The 25,688-nt window shown below is 50.0% G+C and carries 27 protein-coding genes and 1 tRNA gene; 5 read left to right on the forward strand and 23 right to left on the reverse strand.

All coding sequences use genetic code 11. The annotated features are described in order from the left end of the window. Positions 1 to 18: 18 nt before the first annotated feature. The 6 genes from ACQ6WK_RS08070 to rplK form a co-directional block, all read right to left on the reverse strand. Complete coding sequence (locus ACQ6WK_RS08070) at positions 19 to 2,085, reverse strand: ATP-dependent DNA helicase (RefSeq protein WP_432800232.1); 2,067 nt, start codon at positions 2,083 to 2,085, stop codon at positions 19 to 21. An 86-nt stretch (positions 2,086 to 2,171) separates the two neighbouring features. Continuing rightward, a complete protein-coding gene (locus ACQ6WK_RS08075) occupies positions 2,172 to 2,720 on the reverse strand; it encodes an N-acetyltransferase family protein (RefSeq protein ID WP_432800233.1) in 549 nt (182 codons plus the stop codon). Positions 2,721 to 2,930: 210 nt separating this feature from the next. Next, positions 2,931 to 3,308 carry a 50S ribosomal protein L7/L12 gene (gene rplL / locus ACQ6WK_RS08080; protein WP_432800234.1) on the reverse strand — a complete coding sequence of 126 codons (378 nt, stop codon included), beginning with the start codon at positions 3,306 to 3,308 and terminating at the stop codon, positions 2,931 to 2,933. A gap of 144 nt (positions 3,309 to 3,452) precedes the next feature. Further along, positions 3,453 to 4,004, reverse strand: a complete 552-nt coding sequence (gene rplJ / locus ACQ6WK_RS08085; protein ID WP_432800235.1) for a 50S ribosomal protein L10 — start codon at positions 4,002 to 4,004, stop codon at positions 3,453 to 3,455. Between the two features lie 6 nt (positions 4,005 to 4,010). Next, complete coding sequence (gene rplA, locus ACQ6WK_RS08090; RefSeq protein ID WP_432800236.1) at positions 4,011 to 4,688, reverse strand: 50S ribosomal protein L1; 678 nt, start codon at positions 4,686 to 4,688, stop codon at positions 4,011 to 4,013. A gap of 169 nt (positions 4,689 to 4,857) precedes the next feature. Then, a complete protein-coding gene (gene rplK / locus ACQ6WK_RS08095) occupies positions 4,858 to 5,298 on the reverse strand; it encodes a 50S ribosomal protein L11 (RefSeq protein ID WP_432800237.1) in 441 nt (146 codons plus the stop codon). A gap of 207 nt (positions 5,299 to 5,505) precedes the next feature. Between rplK and ACQ6WK_RS08100 the strand changes: the two genes are divergently transcribed. The 3 genes from ACQ6WK_RS08100 to ACQ6WK_RS08110 all read left to right on the forward strand — a co-directional run bounded on the left by ACQ6WK_RS08100 (position 5,506) and on the right by ACQ6WK_RS08110 (position 7,679). Further along, positions 5,506 to 5,578: transfer RNA gene (locus ACQ6WK_RS08100), tRNA-Phe, on the forward strand. A 196-nt stretch (positions 5,579 to 5,774) separates the two neighbouring features. Beyond that, entirely contained in the window at positions 5,775 to 6,992 is a 1,218-nt protein-coding gene (locus ACQ6WK_RS08105) for an exo-beta-N-acetylmuramidase NamZ family protein (RefSeq protein ID WP_432800238.1), read from the forward strand. Beyond that, positions 6,993 to 7,679: a leucyl/phenylalanyl-tRNA--protein transferase gene (locus tag ACQ6WK_RS08110; protein WP_432800239.1), complete on the forward strand. Its 687-nt coding sequence runs from the start codon at positions 6,993 to 6,995 to the stop codon at positions 7,677 to 7,679. It begins immediately after the preceding gene. 33 nt (positions 7,680 to 7,712) lie between these two features. Here the strand turns inward: ACQ6WK_RS08110 and ACQ6WK_RS08115 are convergent, their stop codons facing one another. The 14 genes from ACQ6WK_RS08115 to pduL form a co-directional block, all read right to left on the reverse strand. Then, positions 7,713 to 8,105, reverse strand: coding sequence for a LysM peptidoglycan-binding domain-containing protein (locus tag ACQ6WK_RS08115; RefSeq protein ID WP_432800240.1), 393 nt, complete (start codon positions 8,103 to 8,105; stop codon positions 7,713 to 7,715). A 164-nt stretch (positions 8,106 to 8,269) separates the two neighbouring features. Then, complete coding sequence (locus ACQ6WK_RS08120; RefSeq protein WP_432800241.1) at positions 8,270 to 9,031, reverse strand: DeoR/GlpR family DNA-binding transcription regulator; 762 nt, start codon at positions 9,029 to 9,031, stop codon at positions 8,270 to 8,272. A gap of 75 nt (positions 9,032 to 9,106) precedes the next feature. Next, on the reverse strand, positions 9,107 to 10,030 hold the full coding sequence (locus ACQ6WK_RS08125) for a malate dehydrogenase (protein ID WP_432800242.1): 924 nt from the start codon (positions 10,028 to 10,030) through the stop codon (positions 9,107 to 9,109). A gap of 37 nt (positions 10,031 to 10,067) precedes the next feature. Next, positions 10,068 to 10,955: a class II aldolase/adducin family protein gene (locus ACQ6WK_RS08130; protein WP_432800243.1), complete on the reverse strand. Its 888-nt coding sequence runs from the start codon at positions 10,953 to 10,955 to the stop codon at positions 10,068 to 10,070. Between the two features lie 9 nt (positions 10,956 to 10,964). Then, entirely contained in the window at positions 10,965 to 11,252 is a 288-nt protein-coding gene (locus ACQ6WK_RS08135; RefSeq protein WP_432800244.1) for a EutN/CcmL family microcompartment protein, read from the reverse strand. Between the two features lie 14 nt (positions 11,253 to 11,266). Further along, complete coding sequence (locus ACQ6WK_RS08140; RefSeq protein WP_432800245.1) at positions 11,267 to 12,145, reverse strand: hypothetical protein; 879 nt, start codon at positions 12,143 to 12,145, stop codon at positions 11,267 to 11,269. Between the two features lie 14 nt (positions 12,146 to 12,159). Then, a complete protein-coding gene (locus ACQ6WK_RS08145; RefSeq protein ID WP_432800246.1) occupies positions 12,160 to 12,417 on the reverse strand; it encodes a EutN/CcmL family microcompartment protein in 258 nt (85 codons plus the stop codon). 20 nt (positions 12,418 to 12,437) lie between these two features. Further along, positions 12,438 to 13,862: an aldehyde dehydrogenase family protein gene (locus tag ACQ6WK_RS08150; RefSeq protein WP_432800247.1), complete on the reverse strand. Its 1,425-nt coding sequence runs from the start codon at positions 13,860 to 13,862 to the stop codon at positions 12,438 to 12,440. A gap of 54 nt (positions 13,863 to 13,916) precedes the next feature. Then, positions 13,917 to 14,237 (reverse strand): EutN/CcmL family microcompartment protein, encoded by a 321-nt coding sequence (locus ACQ6WK_RS08155; protein WP_432800248.1) that lies wholly within the window; start codon positions 14,235 to 14,237, stop codon positions 13,917 to 13,919. 67 nt (positions 14,238 to 14,304) lie between these two features. Beyond that, positions 14,305 to 14,568, reverse strand: a complete 264-nt coding sequence (locus tag ACQ6WK_RS08160; protein ID WP_432800249.1) for a BMC domain-containing protein — start codon at positions 14,566 to 14,568, stop codon at positions 14,305 to 14,307. A gap of 26 nt (positions 14,569 to 14,594) precedes the next feature. Beyond that, complete coding sequence (locus tag ACQ6WK_RS08165) at positions 14,595 to 15,791, reverse strand: acetate/propionate family kinase (RefSeq protein ID WP_432800250.1); 1,197 nt, start codon at positions 15,789 to 15,791, stop codon at positions 14,595 to 14,597. 59 nt (positions 15,792 to 15,850) lie between these two features. Further along, on the reverse strand, positions 15,851 to 16,117 hold the full coding sequence (locus ACQ6WK_RS08170) for a BMC domain-containing protein (RefSeq protein WP_432800251.1): 267 nt from the start codon (positions 16,115 to 16,117) through the stop codon (positions 15,851 to 15,853). Between the two features lie 45 nt (positions 16,118 to 16,162). Beyond that, positions 16,163 to 16,456 carry a BMC domain-containing protein gene (locus tag ACQ6WK_RS08175; RefSeq protein WP_432800252.1) on the reverse strand — a complete coding sequence of 98 codons (294 nt, stop codon included), beginning with the start codon at positions 16,454 to 16,456 and terminating at the stop codon, positions 16,163 to 16,165. A 46-nt stretch (positions 16,457 to 16,502) separates the two neighbouring features. Next, positions 16,503 to 17,204, reverse strand: coding sequence for a phosphate propanoyltransferase (gene pduL, locus ACQ6WK_RS08180; protein WP_432800253.1), 702 nt, complete (start codon positions 17,202 to 17,204; stop codon positions 16,503 to 16,505). Between the two features lie 357 nt (positions 17,205 to 17,561). On the opposite strand from pduL, the gene ACQ6WK_RS08185 reads away from it, so the two are divergent. Further along, positions 17,562 to 19,433: a sodium:solute symporter family protein gene (locus tag ACQ6WK_RS08185; RefSeq protein WP_432800254.1), complete on the forward strand. Its 1,872-nt coding sequence runs from the start codon at positions 17,562 to 17,564 to the stop codon at positions 19,431 to 19,433. A 76-nt stretch (positions 19,434 to 19,509) separates the two neighbouring features. Here the strand turns inward: ACQ6WK_RS08185 and rho are convergent, their stop codons facing one another. From rho to ACQ6WK_RS08200, 3 genes are all read right to left on the reverse strand, one after another. Further along, positions 19,510 to 21,177: a transcription termination factor Rho gene (rho, locus tag ACQ6WK_RS08190; protein WP_432800255.1), complete on the reverse strand. Its 1,668-nt coding sequence runs from the start codon at positions 21,175 to 21,177 to the stop codon at positions 19,510 to 19,512. A gap of 242 nt (positions 21,178 to 21,419) precedes the next feature. Further along, complete coding sequence (coaE, locus tag ACQ6WK_RS08195) at positions 21,420 to 22,055, reverse strand: dephospho-CoA kinase (RefSeq protein ID WP_432800256.1); 636 nt, start codon at positions 22,053 to 22,055, stop codon at positions 21,420 to 21,422. Between the two features lie 27 nt (positions 22,056 to 22,082). Beyond that, positions 22,083 to 23,513: a hypothetical protein gene (locus ACQ6WK_RS08200; protein WP_432800257.1), complete on the reverse strand. Its 1,431-nt coding sequence runs from the start codon at positions 23,511 to 23,513 to the stop codon at positions 22,083 to 22,085. A gap of 369 nt (positions 23,514 to 23,882) precedes the next feature. Here ACQ6WK_RS08200 and ACQ6WK_RS08205 point away from each other — a divergent pair, with 369 nt between their 5' ends. Further along, positions 23,883 to 25,661 carry a GspE/PulE family protein gene (locus ACQ6WK_RS08205; RefSeq protein ID WP_432800258.1) on the forward strand — a complete coding sequence of 593 codons (1,779 nt, stop codon included), beginning with the start codon at positions 23,883 to 23,885 and terminating at the stop codon, positions 25,659 to 25,661. Positions 25,662 to 25,688 lie beyond the last annotated feature (27 nt).

Consider the following 25,688-nt stretch of genomic DNA (forward strand, 5'->3'; position numbering starts at 1 on the left):
ACATGATCAACAGTGCAGCTAGGAGTATTCTTGTTCTGCGTAAGGGTCTTGCTGAGGAGAACTGTAGACAATGGGAAGCTCCGGGAGAGATTGTAGAAAGAGGCGGCCATACGATTTGGTCATAATACGTGAATCGAGGATGACCACGGAGCCCGTATCTTGTTTGGAGCGGATGAGTCGTCCGAAACCTTGCTTGAATTTGAGAATGGCTTCGGGGAGTGAGTAGTGCATGAAGGATGATCCACCGCGTGCTTCAATACGTTGGATACGTGCTTCAATCAGCGGGCGATCTGGCACTTGAAATGGCAGCCGGGTGATGATGACGTTGCGGAGGTTGTCACCGCGAACATCGACGCCCTGCCAGAATGAATCCGTGCCAAGCAGAACACTATGCCGATCGGCTTTGAACTGCTCGAGTAGTTGCGTACGAGTGATCCCATCGCCCTGAACGAGCATAGGCATGCCTAGGCGAGTCAACGGCTCCGTAATCGCAGCGCGAACTTCACGCAAAAGTTTATAGCTGGTGAAAAGAATGAAAGCCCCACCGTGCGATCGTTCGAGGTGATCGATCAGGATAGGTGTGAGCTTTTGAAGATATGTATTGCTGGAAGGTTCAGGCATCGAGCGTTCAAGATACAACTCCGCTTGGCTTTGATAATCAAAAGGTGAGCCAAGTTGTAGGACTTGTGCGTTTGAACAACCGAGCCGAGATTGAATGTGCTCGAAGCCGGATTTATCTGGGTTATCGTTTCGGGTTTGCGTTGCGAGTGTCGCGCTGGTGAGGATCACAGGAAGAGCATTACCATCAGCTGTTTTGGCTTCAAACAAACTACTTTGTAGAAGCGTACCAACATCAATCGGCGCAGAGCAGAGCTTGACCCGGCGAAAGCGTGATTTTTGGCTGACTTCAAGCCAGTACACGGAGTCGCTTTGTTTTTGTTGGATAAGTGTGTCGACAGCCATGCCCAATGAATCGATTTGATTGGCAGCGTTACGAAGTTCGAGACGGTCATCGTCCTCGGTGAGATAGTCGACGATCATACGGAGCGCGAGTGAGAGGCGTTTGAACTCACCGGTAAGTTGGTTTTCGATGATATCCGGCTGCGTAATGCGGCCGTTGGATCTGCCTACGGTTTCCTGCCACGTGACAAGATCTTCAAAGAAGGCATCAGCCGTCACACGAACACGCTCAATCGCTTCAATCGCTTTGTTATAAAGATCCATCTCGATCTTGTGCTGCATGGCGAACAAGATGCCACGCTTCTTGCGAGCATGACGGAGACGAGAGAGCGCAAAGTTGACTTGGTATTGGCTAACAGAAACACCGAAGTAATCCGCAGCTGTATCTTCGATCGTATGGGCTTCATCAAGAATAACAGCATCATAGTTCGGCAAGATAGCAAAGCCTTCTTTACGGAGCGCAAGGTCAGCAAAAAATAGTGCGTGATTCACAACAAGGATATCGGCGTTATCCATACGACGACGTGCTGCCTGAAAGAAACACTTGTTGAAGGTCGTGCATCGCTTGCCGAGACAGTCTTCGGATTCACTCTGGACTTCCTGCCAGACCGATTGCTGTTCCAGTTGTGGCAAAGTGGCAAGCGTGCCATCTTCGGTGCGTTTGGTCCAGTGGATGATCTGATCAAGCGAACGGAAGGCTGCATCTGTATCAAACAGTTGATTCGCACGGTCATAGGCTTTCGTTGCACGTCGGAGAGAGACGTAATTGCTGCGGCCCTTCACGAGTACCGCAGAAAATTCATCCGGCACGACGGCTTGTAACAATGGAATATCTTTTTCGATAAGTTGCTCTTGCAATGCAATCGTATGTGTAGAGATGACGATGCGCTTGCGCGGACCTCCTTGCTCTTCTGGACTGAGAAGATGTGACACCGCGGGCAAAAGATATGCAAATGATTTCCCAACACCTGTACCAGCCTCAACAAGTAAATTGTCGCCTGTTTGCAAAGCATCCGTGACGGCGTGAATCATATCGAGTTGCTGCGGGCGCAGTTCAAATTGATCGCCAAGCCTGCGGGCAATAGGACCATCTGGCGCGAGGATGTCGGAAGGATTAAAGGCCATTGCAGTTATACACTCAATGAGCGGCACCTGATGTTGCCACACAGTGATGTATTGTATCAGGGATAAAAGACGAAGTATGTCTCGCTCTAGATAATCAGTGAAGCGTAAGTGGTGTGATCTTCATAATCGTCCGTGATCTTAAATTGAAGCGATCGCAAGAGCATACGCATCGATTTGTTCTCGGGCATCAGCTCCGCATGAATACTTGCGAGCCCCTTCTTTTGGGCCAATATGATTAATTGCCGCATCAAGATTTTGCCAAGCCCTTTGCGCTGCCAAGCGTCAGCAATCACAATCGCAAACTCAGCAGATGTTCCATCGGTTGTATCCTCCAGTCTGCCAACAGCAACGATGTCGTGCCCATCTGTTTCCTTGTCAAAATGATCTGCGACGATGGCAATCTCATTCTCAAGATTCGGATCACAGATACGGGTGAGGCGATCATGATCAATCCGAGCTTCGAGAGACAAGGAATCAAAATATCGGCGGCGCACACTGAGAGGCGAAAGCATATGGTGGAATTTCACCATGAGTGATTCATCGTCTGGTCGAATCACACGGAACTCCACTTTTTCATCATCATGTAGATGCTTTAAACACGTGTATTGTTCAGGATATCGACTGGCTGTAGGCATAATTACATTCTAAGCACAAATATGTCTTTTGTGTGATCCAATCCAAAACTAACCATGCTTATATATTCCGATGTCGGCTCATCCTGCGGCAATTCACGATTATCATTACTATCGGAGAAATTAAAGATCGACTTTCTAGACACAAAAAAACCGTGCCACTCGGACACGGTTCTTTTAAGTCTGATTTCAGAATCAGATGTCGAAACGACGTTACTTGACTTCGACTTCGCCACCAGCTTCTTTGACCTTCTCGGCGAGCGCTTCGGCTTCGTCCTTGGCAACACCTTCCTTGAGTGCCTTTGGTGCACCGTCGACGAGTTCCTTGGCTTCTTTGAGACCAAGACCGGTTGCTTCGCGGACAACCTTGATGACTTGAATCTTTTTGTCGCCAGCTGCCTTGAGGATAACGTCGAATTCGGTCTTCTCTTCGGCTTCTTCACCAGCACCTGCTGCTGGACCTGCCATCATGACGGCACCGCCTGCTGCTGGTTCGATGTTGTACTCTTCCTTGAGGTAGTCAGCCAGATCGACTGCTTCTTTAAGGGTGAGTGCTACGAGCTGATCGCCGAGTTCTTTGATTTCTGCCATTTTTCTAAACCTTGTTTAAAACGCTAATCATTAGAGAGGTCGCTGCACCTTGCGGCGATTTAACCCCGTGGGGCCAGTCCAATGGAATGTCAATGTTAAGCTGCATCTTGCAGCAGTTGTTGCGAATAAATCTTGAAGATGGGCTTAGCCAACCTTCTTGATTTCTTCGCCGCTCTCCAGTTTTTCCTGGATAGTTTTGAGGATGGAAGCGATGTTGCTTGCGGGGCTTTTGATGGCACCGACAAGATTCTGAGCCGGTGTGAGAATGATCTGCACGACCTTGGCTTGCGCTTCTTCCTTGGTTGGGTATTCGCTGAGCTTCTTGATTTCATCAGCACCGAAAACGATGCCTTCCATGACCGCACCCTTGAACTCAAAAGCCTTGAGCTCTTTAGACCAAGTGATCAGCTCGCGTGCCACATTGACAACACTTACTTCTTCACTGGTGGGATAAATCATGGCTGATGGTCCGTCGAGGACATCATTGATCTCAGCCATTTCTGTGCCGGTGAACGTCGCCTTCGCGAGGTTGTTGTTCACGACAGTGATCTTAATTTGCTTGGAACGAAGATCAGCACGCATGCGGTTGTTATCGTTGGATTCAATACCACGGATATCCACAACAACAGCGCCGGTGAGCCCTTCGAACTTACGTTTGTAAGAATCTTTGATCAGATTTTTTACTGGTTTACTCATGGTCGATTACTCCGCCACTAGGACGCTAGGCGTCATGGTTGCTGCGATTGCGATCTTCTTGACGTAATGCCCCTTGGTTGACGAAGGCTTCAGACGGTGCATGTGATCGATGAATGCCTGAGCATTTTCTACGATCATCTTGTCATCAAAACTGAATTTACCAACAGCTGCGTGGATGTTGCCGCCACTGTCGTTGCGGTATTCTACTTTACCAGCAGCATATTCTTTGACTGCATCTGCAATGTTTGGCGTCACGGTGCCAGCCTTGGGTGAAGGCATCAAACCCTTTGGTCCAAGTGTGCGACCGAGCTTGGCGATCACACGCATCATGGGTGGATCTGCAATCGCAACATCGAATTCAAACCAGCCGCCTTCGATCTTCTTGACGAGCTCTTCGCCGCCAGCTTCGATCGCGCCAGCCGCTTTGGCTTCTTCGATTTTCTCAGGGCCACAAAAAGCGATCACACGCTTTGAAGCGCCCACACCATGCGGCAACGAAATCGCTCCACGGATTTGCTGGTCAGCTTGCCGCGGATCGATGCCGAGGTGAAGCACAACTTCAACCGTTTGATCGAACTTGGTCTTGCCGAACTCTTTCAATTTCTTGACCGCATCTTCCAGAGGAAGCACGTCTGCGACGCGTTTCTCCAAATCGGCGCGGAATCTTTTGCCTGTTTTAGGCATAGGTCGGATCCTTTCGAATTCCCACCAATTCCATTTCCATCAGATTGATTTGCTTTTCACAAACCATATCTTCCCGGGGTCGGGGGTGGGTCATCTCCCACGATTTGTCGCACGTGGTGAGCGATTAACTGTTTTGATGTGACAAGCCATGAAGGCTTGCGGCAAAAGCTTACTCAGCTTCCATGCCTTCAACGGTCACGCCCATTGAACGAGCGGTACCCGCAACGGTTCGCATCATGGCTTCGACGCTGCCGCCGGTCATTTCTTTGACCTTCTCCTGAGCGATGGCTTTGCACTGCTCGGCGGTAATGGAACCGACTTTATCTTTGTGAGGTACGCCGCTGCCTTTTTCGATGCCAGCAGCATCTTTAATCAGCACCGCAGCCGGTGGGCTTTTTACTTCGAACTCAAAGGTGCGGTCTTTATAGACAGTAATCACACAACCCACGACCTTGCCGTTCATAGCTTTGGTACGATCGTTGAACTGTTGAATAAACTGCCCGGGGTTCACACCGTGAGCACCGAGCGCAGGACCGATTGGAGGTGCCGGAGTGGCTTGACCGCCGGCCGCCTGAATCTTGAACTGCGATGTAATTTCCTTCTTGGCCATGACTGGCTCCCAAGTTTAAGTCTGAAGCAATAAATATAGTCTGATCGAGGTCCCGAAAGCGATGCAGTGAGGGCGCAAACGCGATCAGGAGCGAGTCGCATACTATACAAGCATTGTCCACAGAATGCCAACCCGCGGGCAGATGTATTTGACAGGCCGGGAAGGAACGCTAATCTTGTGTGCTCTGATATTTAGATCAGCCAACGCGGCCAGATAGCTCAGTTGGTAGAGCACGGCATTGAAAATGCCGGTGTCCCCGGTTCAAGTCCGGGTCTGGCCATTGACGTAAGCCTCGCAATCACAATGATTAGCGAGGTTATTTTATTGTCATTTCAGCCTCATTTTCACTCGCCAGCGTTCCTCAAGCCTCTCTGTCACGAGCGGTAGCACCACAACACGTGACGCAGACCCTTCAATACCCTAAATACTTCTATAAGACCAATACATCTCCAGCACTTTGCGATATGATTTGGGTCATGAACGCAACAAAACATGAAGTGCTGTTTGGCGTGGATGTCTTACTCGCAGATGTTCCTGAGAAACTGAAAAAAGCCAGGGTCGGGCTATTGACCAATGACGCTGCAACCACAGCAGCACGGCCACATCCGTATGCGGTCTCACGGCTGGCAATCCATGACTCAGAAATCAACCTCGTCGCATTGTTCTCGCCAGAACATGGGATTGGCGCAGCAGAGGCGGATGGCGCAACGGTAGGCAGTGCGACGGATGGCTTAACTGGACTGCCAATCCATTCCTTATACGGCAAACATTTCGCACCAACAGATACCATGTTGAAAGAGATTGATGTTTTGATGATTGACGTGCCAGATATTGGAGCACGTTTTTATACCTATATCTGGACGATGTCACACATCCTTGAAAAATGTGCGAAGGCGAAGAAATCTATCTATGTGTTAGACCGACCCAATCCAATTGGATGTGATCTTAGATTAGCAGAAGGACCAATCCTTGATGAAACAACCTTCAATTCATTGGTTGGACGATGGGATATTCCGGTTCGGCATAGCCTGACCATGGGCGAACTTGCAAACTACTGGAATGAGCAAAAAAAGATTGAAGCAGATCTCAACGTGGTAGCCATGCGCCACTACAATCGTTCGATGGATTGGCAAGATACGGGACTATCATTTGTGCCAACATCTCCTGCAATGAACAGTGCTGAAGAAGGATTGATCTATCCGGGCACAACGCTATTTGAAGGCATGAATATCTCAGAAGCTCGCGGCACATCATTCCCATTCCGCGCAATCGGCGCGCCATGGATTCGAGAACATGAACTTGCAGATAAGTTTAATTCGCTTGAATTGCCGGGTGTTTATGCGCGACCGGCTACTTACATCCCCGCAGACAGCTGGTACAAAGGCGAAACTTGCCGGGGCGTGATGCTTCACGTTGCTGACAAATCTACGTTTCGACCAGTGGCGACTGGACTTTGGCTTAGCTATCTGATTTGGCGAGACTATGATGGAGATGTCGCGTGGGCGACGTACCCAACAGCGAACAACTATACGGGAGCAGATCACTTCGATCGTCTCATCGGTAGGGAAGATATTCGCAAAGTTATCGAAGGGCGGCCAAGCGAAGCTGAGATGCGTAAACATGTTGTTAAATGGACAGAAATTGGCAATTGGACTGATCGGGTTTCAGGGTGTTTGCTGTATAATCTGGCCTGAATGAACAGCGACACAATCACATCTGACATGCTGTTGAATGCGTACTGCAGTGGCGCGTTTCCGATGGGCGATCCGGATACAAAAGAATTGCAGTGGTATTCGCCTGACCCTCGAACGATCCAACCGATCACGCCTGGCGATTTTCACGTACCAAGACGACTTGCCCGAACAGTAAGGCAAAATAAATTTCAGGTAACGCATGACCGCGCGTTTCATGCAGTGATGATTGAATGCGCACTAAGCAGGCCAGGCCGCGAAGAGACATGGATCACCGAACCAATCATCGCGTTGTACTGCGAACTATATGAGCGTGGCTACGCACACAGCATCGAAACGTGGCTACCTTCTGATCAAGTCGATCGTGAGGAAATGGATAACGCACTCTATGACAGTGTGCACGACCGTGTCTTAGTCGGCGGCATATATGGTGTACATTTAGGCGGCGCGTTTTTCGGGGAATCAATGTTCAGTCGGGTACGCGATGCATCAAAAGTCGCGCTGGTGAAACTTGTCGAGCATTTACAGCAACGAGAGTTTTTACTTTTTGATGTACAGTTTTCTAATCCGCACATCGAACAATTCGGCGTACTCGAAATCAGTCGAGCACAGTACATGGAATCACTTCACAACGCGATCCAAAAGCCTGTCGCATGGCAGCATGCACAAGAAAAAAGCCGCTCGCTATGAGCGGCCTGTGTTGCTTATGAAATCACCTCTTCTTTATGGAAGTGTGATGGTCTTACCGGGGATCAATACTTTCTCACGAATGCCGGGATTAGCGCTAACAATATCAGGCCATTTTAAACCACTCCCGTAGTGTCGCTGCGCGATCGACCAGAGCGTATCACCTTTTTGAATGACATAGGTAGTTGATCCGCCGATTGCAGGCGCCACAGCAGGAACATCAGCTACAGCAGGTGGATCGACAAACTGAACCTGTGATTCGACTTCAATGGTTTGGTTCGCACCTGCTTCTACTTGAGCAGGCTGGTAGAGCGAAGAAGAACTGCTGGATGGTGGCGGCGGAACGATCTGCATCGGTTTCGGCTGGTTTTGGCAACCAACCAAGAAAGAACCGGCCGCAACGAGCGAAAGTGCAAAGGCATACTTCATGATGACCTCTCCATAGGTATCTCTAATCAGGCCGAATCCATCGGCTACATGGGTGAGTTATAAGGCAAAGTCATGCAGCTGGCAATCTTTTTCATAACCATACCGCAGGATCATCGTTGGTAAATATTGGAATTTTGTGAATGGCGTCATGAACGTAATCGCCATCAGCGCGCAATGACAAGACGGTCACCCAGCTCTTTTTGCCACTGTGGATCAATCGCGGCATCAGTGATGATCAGATCTAACTCTTCACAGTCACAAACACGGGCAAGGCTTTTGCGGCCAAATTTACTGGAATCCATCAAAGCGATCTTTTTGCTGGCTCGTTTCATCATATGACGTTCGGTCTCAGCCATACTCATATTGATGTTAAAAAGGTGCCCATCGTGGACGCCAGCAAGGCTGAACATGAGTATGTCAGCGTGGATAGCATCAAGTGCAGCATTCGCAATCGGCCCAACAGTGATTTCGGTTCGTGGATAAAGCGACCCACCAATGAGCATCAGCTCGATCTGCTCATCATCTTTATATAGGTTACTGATCGACAGGCTGTTAGTAACAACCTGTAACGGGCGGGCATTGAATTGCTGGGCAGCATAGATGACAGTCGATCCGCCGTCGAGCAGAACGGTCATGCCGGGCTCAACCATTTGTGCGGCTTTCTGGCCAATCCGACGCTTGGCATCGATATGTTCTTTCATCCGGCCGGCAAGGGCAAAGGTGGGTTCATTGTCAGCAACAGCATTGCTGTGATATACAGCCCCTGCCCGCGTACGTTCAAGAAGCCCCTGCTTCTCCAGCACTTCAAGATCACGGCGCACTGTGGAGGACGAGACCCCAAGTTGGGCTGCCATGTCATCAAGCTGCATGGTTTTATGCTCACGGAGCATATCGATCAGTTTTTGTTGCCGTTCAATAATCAGCATACCACTTGCCTCTTTGTGCGTTTACGAGTCTTTCCAGACGCGCTATTGTGACATACTGCGGCACGAATTTCCAATTTAACTCAGCTTTGCCCACGTTGCGTCAAGTGCTTTTGCACTAGCCTGAAGGGCGGATGTTTCCTTGGGCCATAGCTCGACTTCGTGGGCCTTGATCACACCAGATCGCCCAACCACCGTGGGGAGGCTAAAGCAGGTACCGCGAACACCGTATTGCCCGCTCATACATGTACTGATAGGGAGGATACGATGATCATCGAGCGCGATACTGTGAATAACATCCGCAATGCTGACGCCGACGGCATAACCTGCACCACCCTTGCGTTTGATAACTTCGGCACCAGAGCCACGTGTGCGGGTAAATAGCTCATTCTGCTGATTAACCGAAAGCATACTGGTTAGGGAGACACCACCAACAGTAGCTGACGACCAGATCGGAACCATGCTGTCACCGTGTTCGCCGAGGATGAGGGCTTTAATCTGCGTAGGCGGAAGTTGTTGATCAGCAGCGATCATGGAACGGAATCGTGCGGTATCAAGAACCGTGCCAAGCCCCATGACTTTTTCTGCGGGCCAACCGAGATATTCAACCACCATGCGAGTAAGAATGTCGACCGGATTGGAGACAACAAAGATGATCGCGTCCCGCTTGAGATTATTGCTGCGAAGATCATCAAGAATAGATTTGAAGATCGAAACATTACGGTTAATCAGATCCAGGCGGCTTTCATCTGGCTTGCGGCGAGAGCCCGCGGTGATGCAAACCACATCAGCATCAGCTACATCTGATGGGCTGCCAGAACTAATGATTTGATCGCCTGCAATGGATGAACCGTGCAGAAGATCAAGTGCTTCGCCGGCAGCTAAATCGGGATTGGCATCAACAAGCGTGATTTCACGAACGATACCACCACATTGCAAGGCAAATGCTGCGTTTGAACCGACACGCCCACCGCCGCCAATAATCGCTACTTTAATAGACATATTTGTAACACTCTCTCTTGCTTATTGAAATGGCCGATTACTGGCCGACTGTTTTTTGTTCTAACGATTTCATAATCTGTGTCGTGATGGCCTGAACAAGTGCTTCCATTTCATCGTTCTGCATCGCAGGCTTGTCACTGCCACGTGACACGACGTTGCCACTATCACCATCACAGACTGCAGTCGCAGGTTCAACACCAAAGGTAGTGAGGAATTGATTGTTCTCGCTGCCAACACACCCTTCGTCAACACAAGCAAGACGCTCATCTGGAAGACCAAAGCTTTCTTTCACCTTCAACAATCCCTGCATATCACTTTGTGAAAGAATATTGATCTTGCCGACTTGCTTGGTAAGCAGCAAGATACGGCAATAAGCATCGAGGATTTCGAGTTTGTAATACGCATCGGTGAGATCGAACGAGAAACTAACCGAACCGTGATTGCCCATAAGCAGCGTATTGGTTTGCTCGTTAATGAGCGGGAGCAAACTGTTAGGCAGATCTTCAGTAGAAGGCATGGCGAACTTAGCAGTCTTAACCTTACCGAGGAAAACCTCTGCTTCGGGATGAACACCTTCCGGAAGCGGAATGCCCGCAATAGCGAAAGCAGTTGCATGCGGCGGATGGCTGTGGATGACCGCATTTACATCTTTACGGACACGATAAATCGCAAGGTGAACTTTAATTTCGCTACTGGGACGGCGACCTTTACTGTTCGGCTCGACCAGATCACCTTTACCATCTACAAGGCAGATATCGTCCGGCGTAAGGAAGCCCTTGCTGATCCCGGTCGGCGTCACGAGAAAACGATCATCGCTAACCTTCACCGAGTGATTGCCTTCGTTGCCGGCACAGTATTGGCGCATCCAAATATTCTTGCCGATCTCGCACATATCTTTTTTTAATTGCCAGATTGGTTTTTCCATCACAGTTTCCTATTCCACAACATCTAAGCTTGTTGTTAATTCAATCTCGTCCAAAATCGCGCTGATGTAAGCGTCGATCGGAACATGCTCGGGATAAAACGGCATCCCGGCTTCTCTCCCCTCGCTAATACCGACACACTGACCAGCTCCAGCTCCAAGCTCATCATACACCACCAACGATTCAGGCATAGAGGCTTTGCGCGGCACTTGCTTATCGTGACCGTAAAGCGCCTGATGATCAAACGCTTCGACAATCAGGAACCGCCCTGCATCCAATGACGCCAACTTACGGCCCATCACAACCTGTCCTATCACGCGACCGATCCGCACGAACAATCCTTTCTCGGCGACACTGACGCCTGCGTAAGCTGCTGCAGTTCACGTTCAACTAACGGCTGCGGCTGAGGGATAGATCGCATCATCTGCGAAACTAAATCCTTGATCACATTACCCTTCGTGTAAGGATACTCTATGATCACCACATTGGGGCCAAGCTGCTTTTGAGCTTCGCTGAGTGACTGAGCGCAACGCCCAATCACGGCGCGAATGTGCGGCGATTTATTCATATAGAGTGCTGCCCGCGATGCATCGGGAACAAAAATCAATCCACCGCAAACATCTTTCTCGCACAACATTCTTTCGAGTTTCTGCACGATCTCAATCATCTGCAATCCGGTCTGGCTGGCGGAGATCATTTCGATGCGTTGCTGTAGCTTACCGCCAAGCTCCTGCACGACCGGGCAAAAACCATCAATCCACCAGCCCCACCTGCCCTGCACGTTCAGCTTCGCCGCTTGCTTACTATTTAAGCTACTAGCTCGCTTGATCGTGATCTGTTTTTCCTTGATGAAATCCTGCGCCAAAGGAGTCAGCTGAGCTTCGTACGCCACAAGCATGTCACGTTTTCCATCACGATAGAGATCATCAAGTTGTCGTGCAGTGACGAAACCTGTCAGAACAGATTCATGCTGAGTTGGCGATGAAAACATTTCCTGCTGCGATGCTGCGGCAGGTTGCAACACCGAGCGCTTCTTCATCTCAGTAAATTTTGAGTAATCGCCGGTGCAGGTTCCTGCGGGCGGATGGATCTCAGCCGTAGATGACAGCGTACCTGCTTGCTTTGCAGCAATGGCTTCGATCACTTTTTCTGTGACCAGTTGTACAAGCTGTTCATCAATCTGCGAACTCATGATTCGATACGATCCTATTCATCCATAATACCGAGCGTCCACCAACGTACGGGGCTCTGTATATCATTTAACATTTCACGCAAGCCAAGACCATCACTGGTGATCACCACCACATCATTCGCACCGGCACCCAAGTGATCCAACACTAAAACTGGGTCACCCACACCTTGCTTATTAGCTCCAAGCATTTCTGCCACGAGCAACTTCTGCCCTTGCAATGAAGAGTGTTTCACGGTGCTTGTCGCTCTACCAAGTATCCGGGCTAATTGCATGATTATAATTCCTTGTAGACTTAAACCATGCGAAGCGATTGACTGATGCCGCATCGACGGAAACGCGTAAACGTCATCGGGTTCGTGATGCCTTCACCCGTTGGCGTAGCGATCGAGTAACTTGGATACCCTTCACCATCCGCGCCAAGGCCAGCGGTACATGGACCATTAACAACAAAGATCGTCGTGTTCATGACCGTGCCCATGCGTGTGATGTTGGCAAGATTATTTGAGTGAATCAGCGCGGTGTGCCCGAACCCGTGCTCATGCTTCACAGCAAGTGCGAGACCTTCCTCGAAATTCTTCACCATCACAATGGGCACGAACGGCATCATCTGCTCTTCAGCCACAAATGGATTACCCTCATCAGTTTCACCGAAGAGCAATTCAACATCAGGCTTCACATCGATCCCGGCAAGCTGGCCGAGCACCTGCGGGTCCTTGCCGATCATATCTTTGTTCAGGACGAAGTGATCTTTCTGCCAGGTGAAAGCCGCTTTGGTGAGGCGATCAACTTCTTCTTTGGATAGTCGTTGCGCTCCTGAGCGCTCCATTTCATTCATGAACGTGCCAAAGATTTTTTCGACGACGAAGACTTCCTTTTCACCAATGCAAAGCAGATTATTATCAAAGGCGGCACCAACAATGATCGACTCAGCCGCCCGCTTAAGATCTGCCGTTTCATCCACGACCACCGGCGGATTGCCCGGCCCAGCAACAACAGATCGCTTCGGCTGCTTCATCGCAGCTCGCGCAACAGCCGGACCTCCAGTAGCAACAAGCATCGGGATTTCAGGATGCTGAAAAATCTGCTCTGCAGTACGAAGGGTTGGTGGATTGATGACACAGATCAAAGGGTCAATGCCGAACTGTTCTTTGATCGCGCGGTTGTAGGTTTGTGTTGCTAAGGCGACTGACTTTGCGCCGGACGGATGAGCATTCACCACCATCGTGTTACCAGCCGCAATCATGTTGATCGCATTCGCGGTCATCGTCGGAATTGAATGCGTCACTGGCGTGATCACACCGATCACACCCCACGGTGCCGCTTCATCCAATGCAATACCACTGTCGCCGGAGTGCGCTTGTGTTTGTAGAAACTCAGTCCCGGGTACACCTTGCAGAAGCTCCAGCTTAGCGATCTTATGATCCAACCGCCCAACTTTGGTTTCATCAAGCTCAAAACGTCCCCATGCCTCAGCGTTTTCCGTTGCAATGCGCTTGAAGAGATCGCAGATCTCACCACGAACATCTACACCAGCTTTCACGAGTTGCTGTTGTGATTTCTTGGCTGCAGCAATCGCAGTATCAACATCAGCAAACAACCCATCTTGCGCCTGCCCCGGATTGACTTGCGAACCTGCCACGGGCGCAGCCGTTCCGTTCATCCGTCCCATCACCTCCGCCACAACCCGTTGAATAAGTTCATTATCTACCGCAGTCATATGCTTACCTTAATCCGCCACGCGGGATTACAAATATTCGTTCGGCCACAAACATCAACTGATCTTCTTACCCATCACCACTGCCTCATCCACGATACCCACCACCACCGCATCAGTTGGCAACTTATTGCAGCCATCAGCCATACGGGCGCTGGAACCTTGCACAATCAAAACAAGCTGTCCTTCGCCAGCTCCGATCATGTCCATCGCCACAATCGCGCGCCCCGTTGCAGAGAAGCCATTGGCTTTGCCATCCTGCCCACCATTACCGACATAATCAACCTTCAACGGTTCGATCATGAGCAACTTTTGCCCTGAAATCGCAGGGTCTTTCGCAGTGGCAACAATATGACCTTGTACGCGTCCAAGAAACATGATCCGTCTCCTATCTTGCGTGAATGATCTACATTATGCAGAACAACAGCGTCTACATACCCAGTGATCAGAGCTTGCTGACATCTTCATGCGGACGTGCAATTACGTTGACACTGAGCACTTCACCAACACGACGAGCCGCTTCAGCGCCCGCATCCACCGCGGCCTTGACTGCTGCAACATCACCTTCAAATGCAACCGCAACGTAGCCGCTGCCGACTTTGTCATTACGCACATACTTCACATCAGCAGACTTAAGTGCCGCGTCTGTTGCTTCGATGGCTGCGATCAGCCCCTTTGTTTCGATTAAACCTAATGCTTTAGAAGCCATTGTTAACTCCAATCATGTTTGATTGTTTAAATATTCTGTTTTTGCAGCACCGCCACCGTCTGACGGGCTACCATCAATTCTTCATTCGTCGGAAGCACCCAAATCCGTACGGCGCTATCCGCGTGATCAATACGATTTTCATCGTTACCGTCCGCCGCCTTGTTTTTCACATCATCCATCACAATCCCGGCAAAACCAAGATCTTTCAGAATGGCCGCTCTGATCTGCTTGCCATGCTGACCGATCCCGCCAGTGAATGTGATCGCATCCATGCCGCCGAGCGCTACGAGATACGCGCCGATGTAATGGCGGCACGATTCAACAAATGCGTCAATCGCAAGCTGCGCCTGCTCGTGTCCTGTCGCAGCAGCCTCTTCAATATCGCGAATATCTGCACTAAGGCCACTGATGCCTAGCAATCCGCCTTGTTTTCCAAGTTGGGAAAAAATGTCTTCTTCAGACAAGCCGTGCTTTCGCATGGCCAATACCGAGAAAACATCTAGATCACCGGTACGGTTGTTATGCAGCACACCTGACTGCGGCGTGGTCCCAAAGCTATTTGCCACACTTTTGCCGTCTTTGATCGCACAGATCGAACACGACCCGCCAAGATGACAATTGATGATCCGCTTCGCAGCAGGATCAATCTTATTCATGCGCGATGCGATATAGCTATGGCTGGCGCCGTGGAACCCGTACCGCCTGATGCCGTACTGCTCATACCATTCATGAGGCACACCATAAACCTGACGTGCTGCGGGAATGGTCTGGTGATAAGCCGTTTCAAAAACCGCTACCTGCTCGGTATCTGGCGCCACACGCTTCAGAGCTTTCATCGCCGCGATGTACGGAGGATTATGCGCCGGTGCCAAAACATTGAATCGAGCCATCGTTTCGAGCACTTCATCATCGACACGCACGGCTCCGCTGATCGGTCCACCATGCACCGCCTTAAAACCAATCGCAGCCACATCCGAGACTGAAGCAATCACGCCACACTCAATCAATTCGCTTAAATGCAATTCAACCGCAGCAGCATGATCTTCAAACACCACTTCGCCGGATTTGATCTCATCGCCAACCTTCAACTGCCACGTACCCGGCATGCTTTGGCCGATGCGTTCGCATGCACCTGAGGCAAGCTCATGTTCAGCATCACTCATCTCAAGCAACTTGTACTTGAAACTCGTTGAACCCAAGTTGGCAACCAGTATTTTGGTCATGATGACATTACGATCCGTAAAGAGGGTTGACTCTGACAACTGCGTACATCACATGCGGCTTAAAAATTCGTAAGCAGCGCATCGTGTGGACGTGCGATCACGTGAGCGGCAACAAGCTCGCCAACACGACCAGCAGCCGCGGCACCTGCGTCAACAGCAGCTTTCACCGAGCCGACATCACCTTTAACCACGACAGAAACAAATGCGCCGCCGATAGGGATGGTTTTTTCAAGTGTCACATTCGCTGCTTTGAGCATCGCGTCGGTCGCTTCGACCAATCCAGTTTGCCCTTTGGTTTCAATCATGCCGAGTGCATTCATGTTCATTACTCCTACTATCTTCATATTGAAGATTTTGGCTGGTTTTTAAGGTTATTTAGATGCCGTACGCTTTGGTTTTGGCAAGACACCGTTCAGTTCATCATGTGGACGTGGAATGACATGTACGCCAACCACTTCACCGATTTTTCCTGCCGCATTCGCGCCAGCGTCAACTGCTGCTTTAACCGCAGCCACATCACCAGACACAAAGCCCGTGACCATACCTGAGCCGACCTTGTCCCAGCCGATCATGTCAACGTTTGCTGATTTGAGCATTGCGTCACATGCTTCGATCAAAGGAACGATGCCTTTGGTTTCGATCATGCCAATTGCTGCTTGAGCCATGATTCATTCTCCGTTCGTAGTTAAACAAAAATGGTTTGATGATCCATTACGATTTCAATAGTTCGATCCGTGCTGCAGATTGAAGATGACAGGCATTTCCTTCATCGGTATCAATATGCACTTCGAGTTTCACCTTGGGATGTTCTCGTACGAGAACCCGATCAAAAGTGACACCACACGGTCCGTCAATCTTCAACTTCATATAGTCTTTGTCTTGCACGCCGTAATGCGCAAGATCTTCTTTGTTCATGTGAACATGCCGCTCAGCGCGAATGACACCTTGGGTCATGTTGAGTGCGCCATGCGGACCAACCAATACGCAGCCGGGCGTGTCATGATGATCACCACTCGAACGCAGCGGCAAATCAATCCCCATAAACACACCATCCGTGTATGAAAGCTCAACCTGCGTGTAGTTACGGGTCGGGCCAAGAATACGAATGTTGGGGATCATGCGATTGCGCGGACCGATCAGATTGACGAGCTGCTCGGAAGCAAACTCACCGTCTTGGTAAAGATCCTTCAATTTGGTGAGCGTAGCACCAGGACCGAAAAGTACTTCAAGATCTTCCGGTGAAACGTGCACATGGCGGGCTGATACATTCACAACAAGTGGGTTGGGCCCACCATTGTGATGATCTGGCCGAATCACCTGCGGACTGGCTGCCTGATATTTGTCACGAAGCACCTCGCGCACCATCTGTTCAACCGAAGCTCTATCTATCTTTTCATTTGCTTTCGTGATCATTCGTTGGCCCCTGCTCAAATCTCTTTTAGGCAGTATTAAGTGGAAACCTGTTACCACATCATAGCTTTAGATCATATTATTTCAAATCTTTTCATTTAGTGCCATTCCTGGCCATTTATCGGCCAGAACATGATAAACCGTGGTTTTGAGACAATAAAAGGTCTTTATTGGTAAAATACACTCAAAATTTCCTTGGTAATTTTCCAATAAAACCACATATTCGCCCTTAATAATGCTTCCATATGAAATGTTATGCACATTTTTAGAATTGATTCTCACACAGGATTGATGTGTTACCAACAAATGGGGCTGCTCCTAGTTGCTATTCTTATAAGTACCTAATATCTTTCTGTAATCATGAAATTAATCGCACTCGATTGGGGTATCATCTTTGCTTTTTTAGCCCTCTCACTTCTCATAGGGCTTTTGGTTGCAAGACGATCTGGCAAGAACACCGCAGAGTACTTTCTATCCGGCAGATCCATGCCTTGGTGGATGCTGGGCATGTCGATGGTGGCCACCACGTTTTCAACCGATACACCTAATCTTGTGACGGATCTTGTCCGCAAAGGCGGCGTCGCTGGAAACTGGGCATGGTGGGCCATGCTCATCACCGGCATGACTACGGTTTTCATTTACGCAAAACTCTGGCGTCGATCAGGCGTACTCACCGACATGGAGTTCTACGAGATGCGTTACTCGGGCAAGTCGGCAGCCTTCCTACGCGGCTTCCGCTCGCTTTACTTAGGTATCGCCTTTAACGTCTTAGCCATGGCGGGCGTCAGCCTGGCTGCAATTAAAATTGGTAGCGTTATGCTCAACCTCGAAGGCTGGCAAACACTACTTATCGCAGGCACAGTCACCGTTATTTTTTCTGCTGTTGGCGGCTTCCGCGGCGTGATCATCACCGACTGTATCCTGTTCGTCACAGCGATGGTCGGCGCATTCGTGGCTGCTTACTACGCACTTTCTCATGAAGCAGTTGGCACACTCAGCGACCTGCTAGCACATGAGAATCTACAAAATAAACTTGATCTCGCGCCTGCATTCGACTGGTCGACCAATCAGAGCCGCGAGCTTTTGCTGTCACTTTTGATCATTCCACTCGCGGTGCAATGGTGGAGTTCATGGTATCCGGGAGCAGAGCCCGGAGGTGGTGGATATGTTGCCCAACGCATGCTTGCAGCCAAGAACGAGAAGCATGCCATCGGGGCAACCTTCTTTTTCAACCTTGCACACTATGCGCTCAGGCCGTGGCCATGGATCATTGTCGCACTCGCATCTCTGATCGTTTATCCCGATATCGCAAGCTTGAAAGCAGCTTTCCCAAACATCCCTGCAGACAAACTCGGTGAAGATATTGGTTACTCAGCCATGCTCACACACGTTCCACCGGGCTGGTTGGGATTGATCATGGCATCGCTCATCGCAGCGTACATGTCGACCATCTCAACGCACTTGAATTGGGGTGCTTCGTATGTCGTCAACGATTTTTATCAGCGGTTCGTAAACCCGAAAGCCACTGACAAAGAACTGATCTGGGTAGCTCGCCTCTTTACTGTGGTATTGATGCTGCTAACAGCAGGGATCGCGTTACTTGCCACTTCCGCAGCGGACATGTTCAAGTTCATCATCATGTTCGGTGCAGGCACAGGTTTGATCTTTTTGTTGAGATGGTTCTGGTGGCGTATCAATGCATGGGCAGAAATTGCGGGCATGGTTGGGTCAGGCTGCGTGTCACTCACCTTCTTTGCCTTGCGAAGCAGAACGCTATTTGGCAATGACTCACCGCTTGAATTTATACCCGCCTACCTAGATATCGTTTCTTCCGTCGCAATCACGACGGTGATTTGGGTTATCGCAATGTATTTCACTAGGCCAACGGACGATATACGATTGATTGATTTTTACACAAAAATCAAACCTGCCGGCCCCGGATGGAATGCAGTCCTCAAGCGTGCCGCCAACAACGGCATTAAAATTAATCCTTCCAAGGAAGGCCCGTCGCTCACATACGGTATTTTGTGTTCTCTAACGGGAACGATTCTTGTTTACGCGTTCCTATTCGCCACCGGCTATGCACTCTACGGCAAGTACACCATCGCGATTATCATGCTGATAATCTGCGCCGTCATGGCGGGGAGCATTGTTTACCTTTGGCCGCGCATTGCATTCTCAGACCAAGCCGCGGAAGAAAGTGCATCAGCGGCTGAAAACTCTGTCTCCTGAGTAGATCCCATACATTGCGCATAAAAAAGCTCCAGTCATGCTGAAGCTTTTTCGTTTCGAAATATAGACCGACTAATTAATCCAGACTCATGGTCATGAGGAACTCGGCATTAGTGCGAACCTTGTCGAGGCGAGATTTAAGTAGCTCCATCGCTTCAACAACATTCATGTCAGCAAGTACCTTACGGAGTCTGTAAACAAGCTGGATTTCCTGCTGATCCATAAGCAGCTCTTCACGGCGGGTGCCGGAGGCTGCGATGTCAATCGCGGGATAAACGCGTTTCTCAACCAAGCGACGGTCAAGGTGAAGTTCAGAGTTACCTGTGCCTTTGAATTCTTCAAAGATGATGTCGTCCATCTTCGAGCCGGTGTCGACGAGTGCTGTACCGAGAATGGTGAGTGAACCACCGTTTTCAATCGCACGAGCAGAGCCAAAGAATTTCTTAGGACGCTGCAGGGCGTTTGAGTCCAAACCACCGGTGAGGATCTTGCCAGAGTGCGGCATCTCAGCGTTGTAAGCACGAGCCATACGTGTGATGGAGTCCATGAGAATGACAACATGCTCACCAAACTCAACCATGCGGCGAGATTTTTCGATCACCATGTCACACACCTGCACGTGGCGAGTGGATTGCTCATCGAAAGTCGATGCGACCACTTCGACATCGTCCGGCGTGTTATTCTTAAAGTCGGTCACTTCCTCGGGACGTTCATCGATCAAGAGCACAATCACCTTCACCTCGGGGAAGTTCTTGATGATCGAGTTAGCGATCTTCTGCATAAGGACAGTCTTACCGGTACGCGGCGGCGCAACGATCAAACCACGCTGACCACGGCCGATCGGCGTGACCAAGTCCATGATACGCATCTCAATATTGCTCGGGTCTTCCGGTGTTTCGAGGACGTAACGCTGATACGGATGCAGCGGGGTCATGTCTTCGTAGTTTGGAATGTCATTCAGTTTGTCTGGCGGAAGGCCGTTCACAGCATCTACACGCAGCAATGCGAAGTACTTCTCCGATTCCTTCGGCGGACGGATCGTCCCTTGCACAATATGGCCCGGTTTAAGACCGAAGCGACGAATCTGTGACGGAGAAACATAGATGTCATCCGGGCAAGCCAGGTAGGAATACTCCGGCGAACGCAAGAAACCAAATCCATCGGGCAAGATTTCGAGGACACCCTCACCAAACATGAGGCCTTGCGCAGTAATGTGCTTCTGCAGGATCTTGAAGATGAGATCTTGCTTTTTCAAGCCAGCATAGTTGTGAATGCCATCCTTCTTCGCAATCTCATGAAGCTCATCAACTTCCATCTTCTGTAGATCATGCACAGAGAAGTCTGACTTCTTGGCTTGCTCGTACCGAGCCTGTGTTTCGGCATCAAGCTGATCATCGTTTGAGGCGCGACGATGTTTTTTGGAAGAAGCCGTTTTTTGAGCCGGAGCTTCTTCTTCGACGGTTTCAACCTCAGCTTCGACCTCTTCGGCAGCTTCAACCACTTCCTCTTCGATCTCAGCTTCCTGTTCCGGCTCTACTTCCGCAACAGGCGCAGCTTTCTTGCTAGCCGCTTTCTTGCTTGCTGCTTTTTTACGTGTCACCTTTTTCTTTTTCTTTGGTTTCACTTTGGTATCCGTCGTATCGTTTAAAAGGTTTTCTGTTTCGTCCACGCTAACTGTTCGACTGGCTTTCTTTAGACGTGTCCGTTTGGTTACTTTTTTCTTCGCCTTTGGTTCGACAGCCATTGAGATGGCTCTCCTTTTACTAGCTATACAACCGGCATAGATACCGGCTGCGGCGGGGTCGTTGGGATAAGACCAACATGATCCTAAATGGATCTACTCCTGTTTTGTCTTCGGTGGGTTCATTTAAAAAGGGTATTGAGGAATTGAACAACCAGCTGGGGCAGCTCAAATGGATTTACCCATAAAAACAAGAAATACCGAGGGTAACCACCTTACTAGATGGCCAATGCGATGAACTGTTTTCAGGGGAAAATCAGAGACATAATCTTGCGAACCTGAGACATGCAATGCTTCTGATCCGCATCATTACTTACAACATAATCGGCACGTTCACGCTTCGTGTCAAGCGAAGCCTGATTTTTCTCACGCTCAGCTAATTCTGACGGGCTCCACCCCCTGTTTTCACGTACACGACGCTCACGTATCGCCTGCGGAGCATCCACATACACCAACACATCGCAGTGCGTATCTAATCCGGTTTCCAGCAGCAGCGGACAATCTTCCACCATACCCCGCACCGAGCCATCAGCCACGGCCACCCGATACATCTCTTTTCGACCACGATGTACGATCGGATGCAGAATCGCTTCTAATTGGCGGAGCGACTCTTGATCATCAAATACACGCTCAGCCACAGCCGCTCTATCCACTTCGCCATCGCTGCCGATAACACTCTCCCCCCAAAGCTCTCGAAGCTGATCCTTAACAACACGATCTTTTAGTGCTGCTCGCGCCAGATCATCCGCATTGATCACGCACATCCCCAGCTCGCCGAACTGCGAAGCAACTAGGCTTTTGCCAGAACCCGGTGCACCCATCATTCCCACAACAGGCTTTCCTCCGGAGTCGTATTGTTCAATCTCAGGACGAACATTCATACACACATGCTACCACATCACAAGCTTTCATTGCTCCAGATTTAACTCCCGTATGTCCCGACGTGAATAGGGCTTTAAATTTGGAACCTCATGCGCTTCTCCAAACACTTTCATAAGCTGATATTCGTCCATACCGTAAGCGGATTGCAATGCGACCTTCCAATTCCTCCCGTCCTTCATACCGTTAATGAATTTAATGTATTTTTTTGGCCCCAACTCAAGCAAGTACTCAGTCAAAAGCGATGCAACCCCGTACTGGACCCATTCAATCTGAGATGAAAGAAAAAAGCCATCGCCTGGATGCCGCAGGTCGCGCAACATACGCACCGCACTGCGTTGCTTCTTCGCCACCATATCGCTTTTCTCAACCATCATTTTTGCAATAACATCAGCCAATCCTTCATTCCAACATGAACGGATGTGCACCCTTGAACGATAGCGAGCTAAAAAACCATGAACGGTTTCGTGCACAAGCAATTTACCGAATGCATAGGTATCCGGCTGGCGGTAGAAGATAATCTGTGTATCACCGCTTGAATAGTTGTAGCAGATCCCAAGATAGTTATTTGCATCCTTGTTGCCGATCGCATCTCTCAGATAGCGGACGAAATCGTTCTTCCCTTTGAACACAACAATGACCGCTTTACCCTTCCAAATATTCGTGCCTTTTTCTGCACCAAACAGATCAAGCATTTTGTCATACATATTATCCAGCTGCTTTGCCCAATTCCGCGCCTCCCGCAACCGCATGTCGGTATAAAACACGAAGTACTGCGTTTCAACAAACCGCCATTCCCAATCGATGCTTCGCATATCATTCTCGACACGCTGCCTAAATTGATCCAGTGCAGCACGATAGTCTTTTTCGTTATGCTTCGGCCACCGCAAATCTTCAACAGGTGACGGCGCAATGCTACGTTTGATTGTTGGTGATTCTGATGATTCAGTATCACCACTCGCATCTGAATCCATCGCCTCCGCGGGCGACTGTCCTGCTTCTTCAGAGCCTTCCTCTAGAGCATCATCGTCTTTCGCGGACCGTCCTTTTTTTTCTAGCCGTGCAGCAAGAGATCGTGCATTTTCTGCAAAACGCTGACCACCCTCGATCCCATCCAGTACCGCCGCCGCCCGCTCCCACTTCTCAGCCGTCGCCTTCTTCTTCAGAATCAATCGAAAAAGCTCAAACACCTTGTTCGGCGGCAGCGACTGCCAATGTACCACCCGTCGAACCGCAAGTTCCCCTTCTTGTGTTTCAAGCACAAACTCCATTTCGTTGTACCCAATCAGCACACCATTCAGGCGGATCACTTCGCTGTCGTGCTTGATCTTCATCTTGATCTTGATGCCCGGCTTAACCGTAACTTCCGCCCCCATCACCCTTGACCCTGACAGCAACATCACAGCAACGAAAACACATCCCCACGACCACAACACGACTTTCAAATCAATCCTGCCCATACAGCCCTGCCCTCAATCAAGCCAGTCATATACCACAACACAACCCCCGCCCTGTACAGCCAATTCCAACGGTATTCTCGGAGACCCCCTCTACAGAAACCAATATATCTTACCTATCTTCCCCGATCCGCACGACCCAATTGTCTCTCAAAAAAGGCTTTGCAACAAGCTTTTTCTGTGAGAGAGAACCCAACCAGACTGGCCGAAGTAGAAAAAGAGTAGTTGCAGTTTTCTTCTTAACCGGCCATAATTTACGTATGTGCTTGATCAGTCGCAGCCCGCCTGCCCCCGCCGAACTGAGAGTGCTGATACCCGCAACATCGTGCGACTTGAAATCCGGTTGTACACCCCTTTTGTGATGAGGTGCTGATGGCACGCAAGCGACGCCAGATTGGTGAAATTCTAAAGCGTTGGAATCTGGTCAACGACCAGCAGATCGACGAAGCCGCGAAAATTGCTCAGGGTTCCCGAAAGAAGATCGGTGATGTTCTTGCCGAGCTCGGCTATGCCAACCAGAATGACGTCGCCAAAGCACTCGCCTCCCAGTTCGACAAAGAATTTATCGACCTCGACAAGCCCAACGTCATCGACAAAGACAACATCCCGCTCATCCCCGTCGACATCATCAAAAAGTATCTGGTCCTGCCACTTGGCAAGGAAGGCAACACACTCAAGGTCCTCGTCCATGACCCCATGGACCTGTCGCTGATCGACGACCTCACCTTCCGCTTAGGCGGCAAGATTGAGTTTGCCCTCGGGGCCAAATCAAAAATCAAAGAATATATCGACAACATGCTGTCTGAAACCCGGGCAAGCATCGACGAAACCGTCCGTGAGCTGTCGATGGACCAGTCACTCGACCGAGGTGCGTCGCTGGACATCCAGTTCTCTGGTGAAGACGGTGAAGAAAAAGACGAAGAGGATCTGGGCGCAGACGATACGCCGATCATCAAGCTCGTCAATCAAATTATTGCCGAAGCAGTCATGGGCCGCGCATCTGATATCCATATCGAGCCGTTTGAAAACCGTGTGCGATTGCGATACCGCATCGACGGCGTGTGCCACGAACGAAACGTCATCCCCAAGCGTGTGCAGGGTTCTGTGACTGCCCGCATGAAGATTCTCGCCGGTATGAAAGTCGAAGAGAAACGCATCCCGCAAGACGGCCGCATCAAGATGAAAATCGCTGGCGACCCGATCGACTTCCGTGTCTCGGCTTGTCCGGTTTATCACGGTGAGTCAATTGTCCTCCGTGTCTTGCGTCCCGATGCTGCCAAGATCGGCCTTGAAAACCTCGGTATGCAAACCGACACGCTTGAAATCTTTAATGACATCATCAAACGCCCCAACGGCATCTTCCTCGTTACCGGCCCGACCGGTTCTGGTAAAACCACGACACTCTACTCCGCGCTCGGCGTGCTGAACCGCCCTGACAAAAAAATCATCACCGCAGAAGACCCGATCGAGTACAACTTCAAAGGCATCAATCAGTGCCAGGTCAACGAAGCGACCGGCATGACCTTCCAGATCATCCTCCGCGCGATGCTTCGCCAAGCACCAAACATCATCCTAGTCGGTGAAATCCGTGACAAAGAGGTCGGCGAAGTTGCTGTTCAGGCTGCACTCACCGGCCACCTTGTGTTCTCCACACTCCACACCAACGACGCACCATCTGCTATCACACGTGCGATCGACATGGGACTGAAACCCTTCCTTGTCGCTTCGTCTATCCAAGCCATCCTTGCACAACGACTGGTGCGTATCCTTTGCGAGCACTGTAAAGAACCGGAAGAGAATCCAAGTCGTCACTTGATGAATCTTTGTGGCTTTAAGTTTGAAGACATCGAAGGCAAGACCATCTACAAAGCTGTCGGCTGCAAGAGATGTGCCGGCAACGGTTACCGCGGCAGACGTGGCATCTACGAAATCATGGTCATGAACTCAGAGTTGCGTGACCTCGCCTTTAACCGCGCTCCGGTGAGTAAGATCCGCGAAGTCGCCATGGCTTCAGGCATGCGCAACCTGCTCGGTGACGGCCGCCTGAAGATCCTAGAAGGCAAAACAACACTCGAAGAAATTTCCCGCATCACACAGATCGAAGGTGTCGTGGAGGATTCTGAGGAAGACGAAGAAGCCGTTTCGGTATAACGCCGCAACTCGGCTTTTGTATTGCGA

Source organism: Poriferisphaera sp. WC338 (genome assembly GCF_050931845.1).
GTDB lineage: Bacteria > Planctomycetota > Phycisphaerae > Phycisphaerales > Phycisphaeraceae > Poriferisphaera.

Excerpts from the sequence above, each read along its gene's own strand:
- ACQ6WK_RS08070 (WP_432800232.1), bottom strand. The coding sequence starts at position 2,085 with ATGGCCTTTAATCCTTCCGACATCCTCGCGCCAGATGGTCCTATTGCC.
- ACQ6WK_RS08075 (WP_432800233.1), bottom strand. The coding sequence starts at position 2,720 with ATGCCTACAGCCAGTCGATATCCTGAACAATACACGTGTTTAAAGCAT.
- rplL (WP_432800234.1), bottom strand. The coding sequence starts at position 3,308 with ATGGCAGAAATCAAAGAACTCGGCGATCAGCTCGTAGCACTCACCCTT.
- rplJ (WP_432800235.1), bottom strand. The coding sequence starts at position 4,004 with ATGAGTAAACCAGTAAAAAATCTGATCAAAGATTCTTACAAACGTAAG.
- rplA (WP_432800236.1), bottom strand. The coding sequence starts at position 4,688 with ATGCCTAAAACAGGCAAAAGATTCCGCGCCGATTTGGAGAAACGCGTC.
- rplK (WP_432800237.1), bottom strand. The coding sequence starts at position 5,298 with ATGGCCAAGAAGGAAATTACATCGCAGTTCAAGATTCAGGCGGCCGGC.
- ACQ6WK_RS08105 (WP_432800238.1), top strand. The coding sequence starts at position 5,775 with ATGAACGCAACAAAACATGAAGTGCTGTTTGGCGTGGATGTCTTACTC.
- ACQ6WK_RS08110 (WP_432800239.1), top strand. The coding sequence starts at position 6,993 with ATGAACAGCGACACAATCACATCTGACATGCTGTTGAATGCGTACTGC.
- ACQ6WK_RS08115 (WP_432800240.1), bottom strand. The coding sequence starts at position 8,105 with ATGAAGTATGCCTTTGCACTTTCGCTCGTTGCGGCCGGTTCTTTCTTG.
- ACQ6WK_RS08120 (WP_432800241.1), bottom strand. The coding sequence starts at position 9,031 with ATGCTGATTATTGAACGGCAACAAAAACTGATCGATATGCTCCGTGAG.
- ACQ6WK_RS08125 (WP_432800242.1), bottom strand. The coding sequence starts at position 10,030 with ATGTCTATTAAAGTAGCGATTATTGGCGGCGGTGGGCGTGTCGGTTCA.
- ACQ6WK_RS08130 (WP_432800243.1), bottom strand. The coding sequence starts at position 10,955 with ATGGAAAAACCAATCTGGCAATTAAAAAAAGATATGTGCGAGATCGGC.
- ACQ6WK_RS08135 (WP_432800244.1), bottom strand. The coding sequence starts at position 11,252 with ATGGGCCGTAAGTTGGCGTCATTGGATGCAGGGCGGTTCCTGATTGTC.
- ACQ6WK_RS08140 (WP_432800245.1), bottom strand. The coding sequence starts at position 12,145 with ATGAGTTCGCAGATTGATGAACAGCTTGTACAACTGGTCACAGAAAAA.
- ACQ6WK_RS08145 (WP_432800246.1), bottom strand. The coding sequence starts at position 12,417 with ATGCAATTAGCCCGGATACTTGGTAGAGCGACAAGCACCGTGAAACAC.
- ACQ6WK_RS08150 (WP_432800247.1), bottom strand. The coding sequence starts at position 13,862 with ATGACTGCGGTAGATAATGAACTTATTCAACGGGTTGTGGCGGAGGTG.
- ACQ6WK_RS08155 (WP_432800248.1), bottom strand. The coding sequence starts at position 14,237 with ATGTTTCTTGGACGCGTACAAGGTCATATTGTTGCCACTGCGAAAGAC.
- ACQ6WK_RS08160 (WP_432800249.1), bottom strand. The coding sequence starts at position 14,568 with ATGGCTTCTAAAGCATTAGGTTTAATCGAAACAAAGGGGCTGATCGCA.
- ACQ6WK_RS08165 (WP_432800250.1), bottom strand. The coding sequence starts at position 15,791 with ATGACCAAAATACTGGTTGCCAACTTGGGTTCAACGAGTTTCAAGTAC.
- ACQ6WK_RS08170 (WP_432800251.1), bottom strand. The coding sequence starts at position 16,117 with ATGAACATGAATGCACTCGGCATGATTGAAACCAAAGGGCAAACTGGA.
- ACQ6WK_RS08175 (WP_432800252.1), bottom strand. The coding sequence starts at position 16,456 with ATGGCTCAAGCAGCAATTGGCATGATCGAAACCAAAGGCATCGTTCCT.
- pduL (WP_432800253.1), bottom strand. The coding sequence starts at position 17,204 with ATGATCACGAAAGCAAATGAAAAGATAGATAGAGCTTCGGTTGAACAG.
- ACQ6WK_RS08185 (WP_432800254.1), top strand. The coding sequence starts at position 17,562 with ATGAAATTAATCGCACTCGATTGGGGTATCATCTTTGCTTTTTTAGCC.
- rho (WP_432800255.1), bottom strand. The coding sequence starts at position 21,177 with ATGGCTGTCGAACCAAAGGCGAAGAAAAAAGTAACCAAACGGACACGT.
- coaE (WP_432800256.1), bottom strand. The coding sequence starts at position 22,055 with ATGAATGTTCGTCCTGAGATTGAACAATACGACTCCGGAGGAAAGCCT.
- ACQ6WK_RS08200 (WP_432800257.1), bottom strand. The coding sequence starts at position 23,513 with ATGGGCAGGATTGATTTGAAAGTCGTGTTGTGGTCGTGGGGATGTGTT.
- ACQ6WK_RS08205 (WP_432800258.1), top strand. The coding sequence starts at position 23,883 with ATGGCACGCAAGCGACGCCAGATTGGTGAAATTCTAAAGCGTTGGAAT.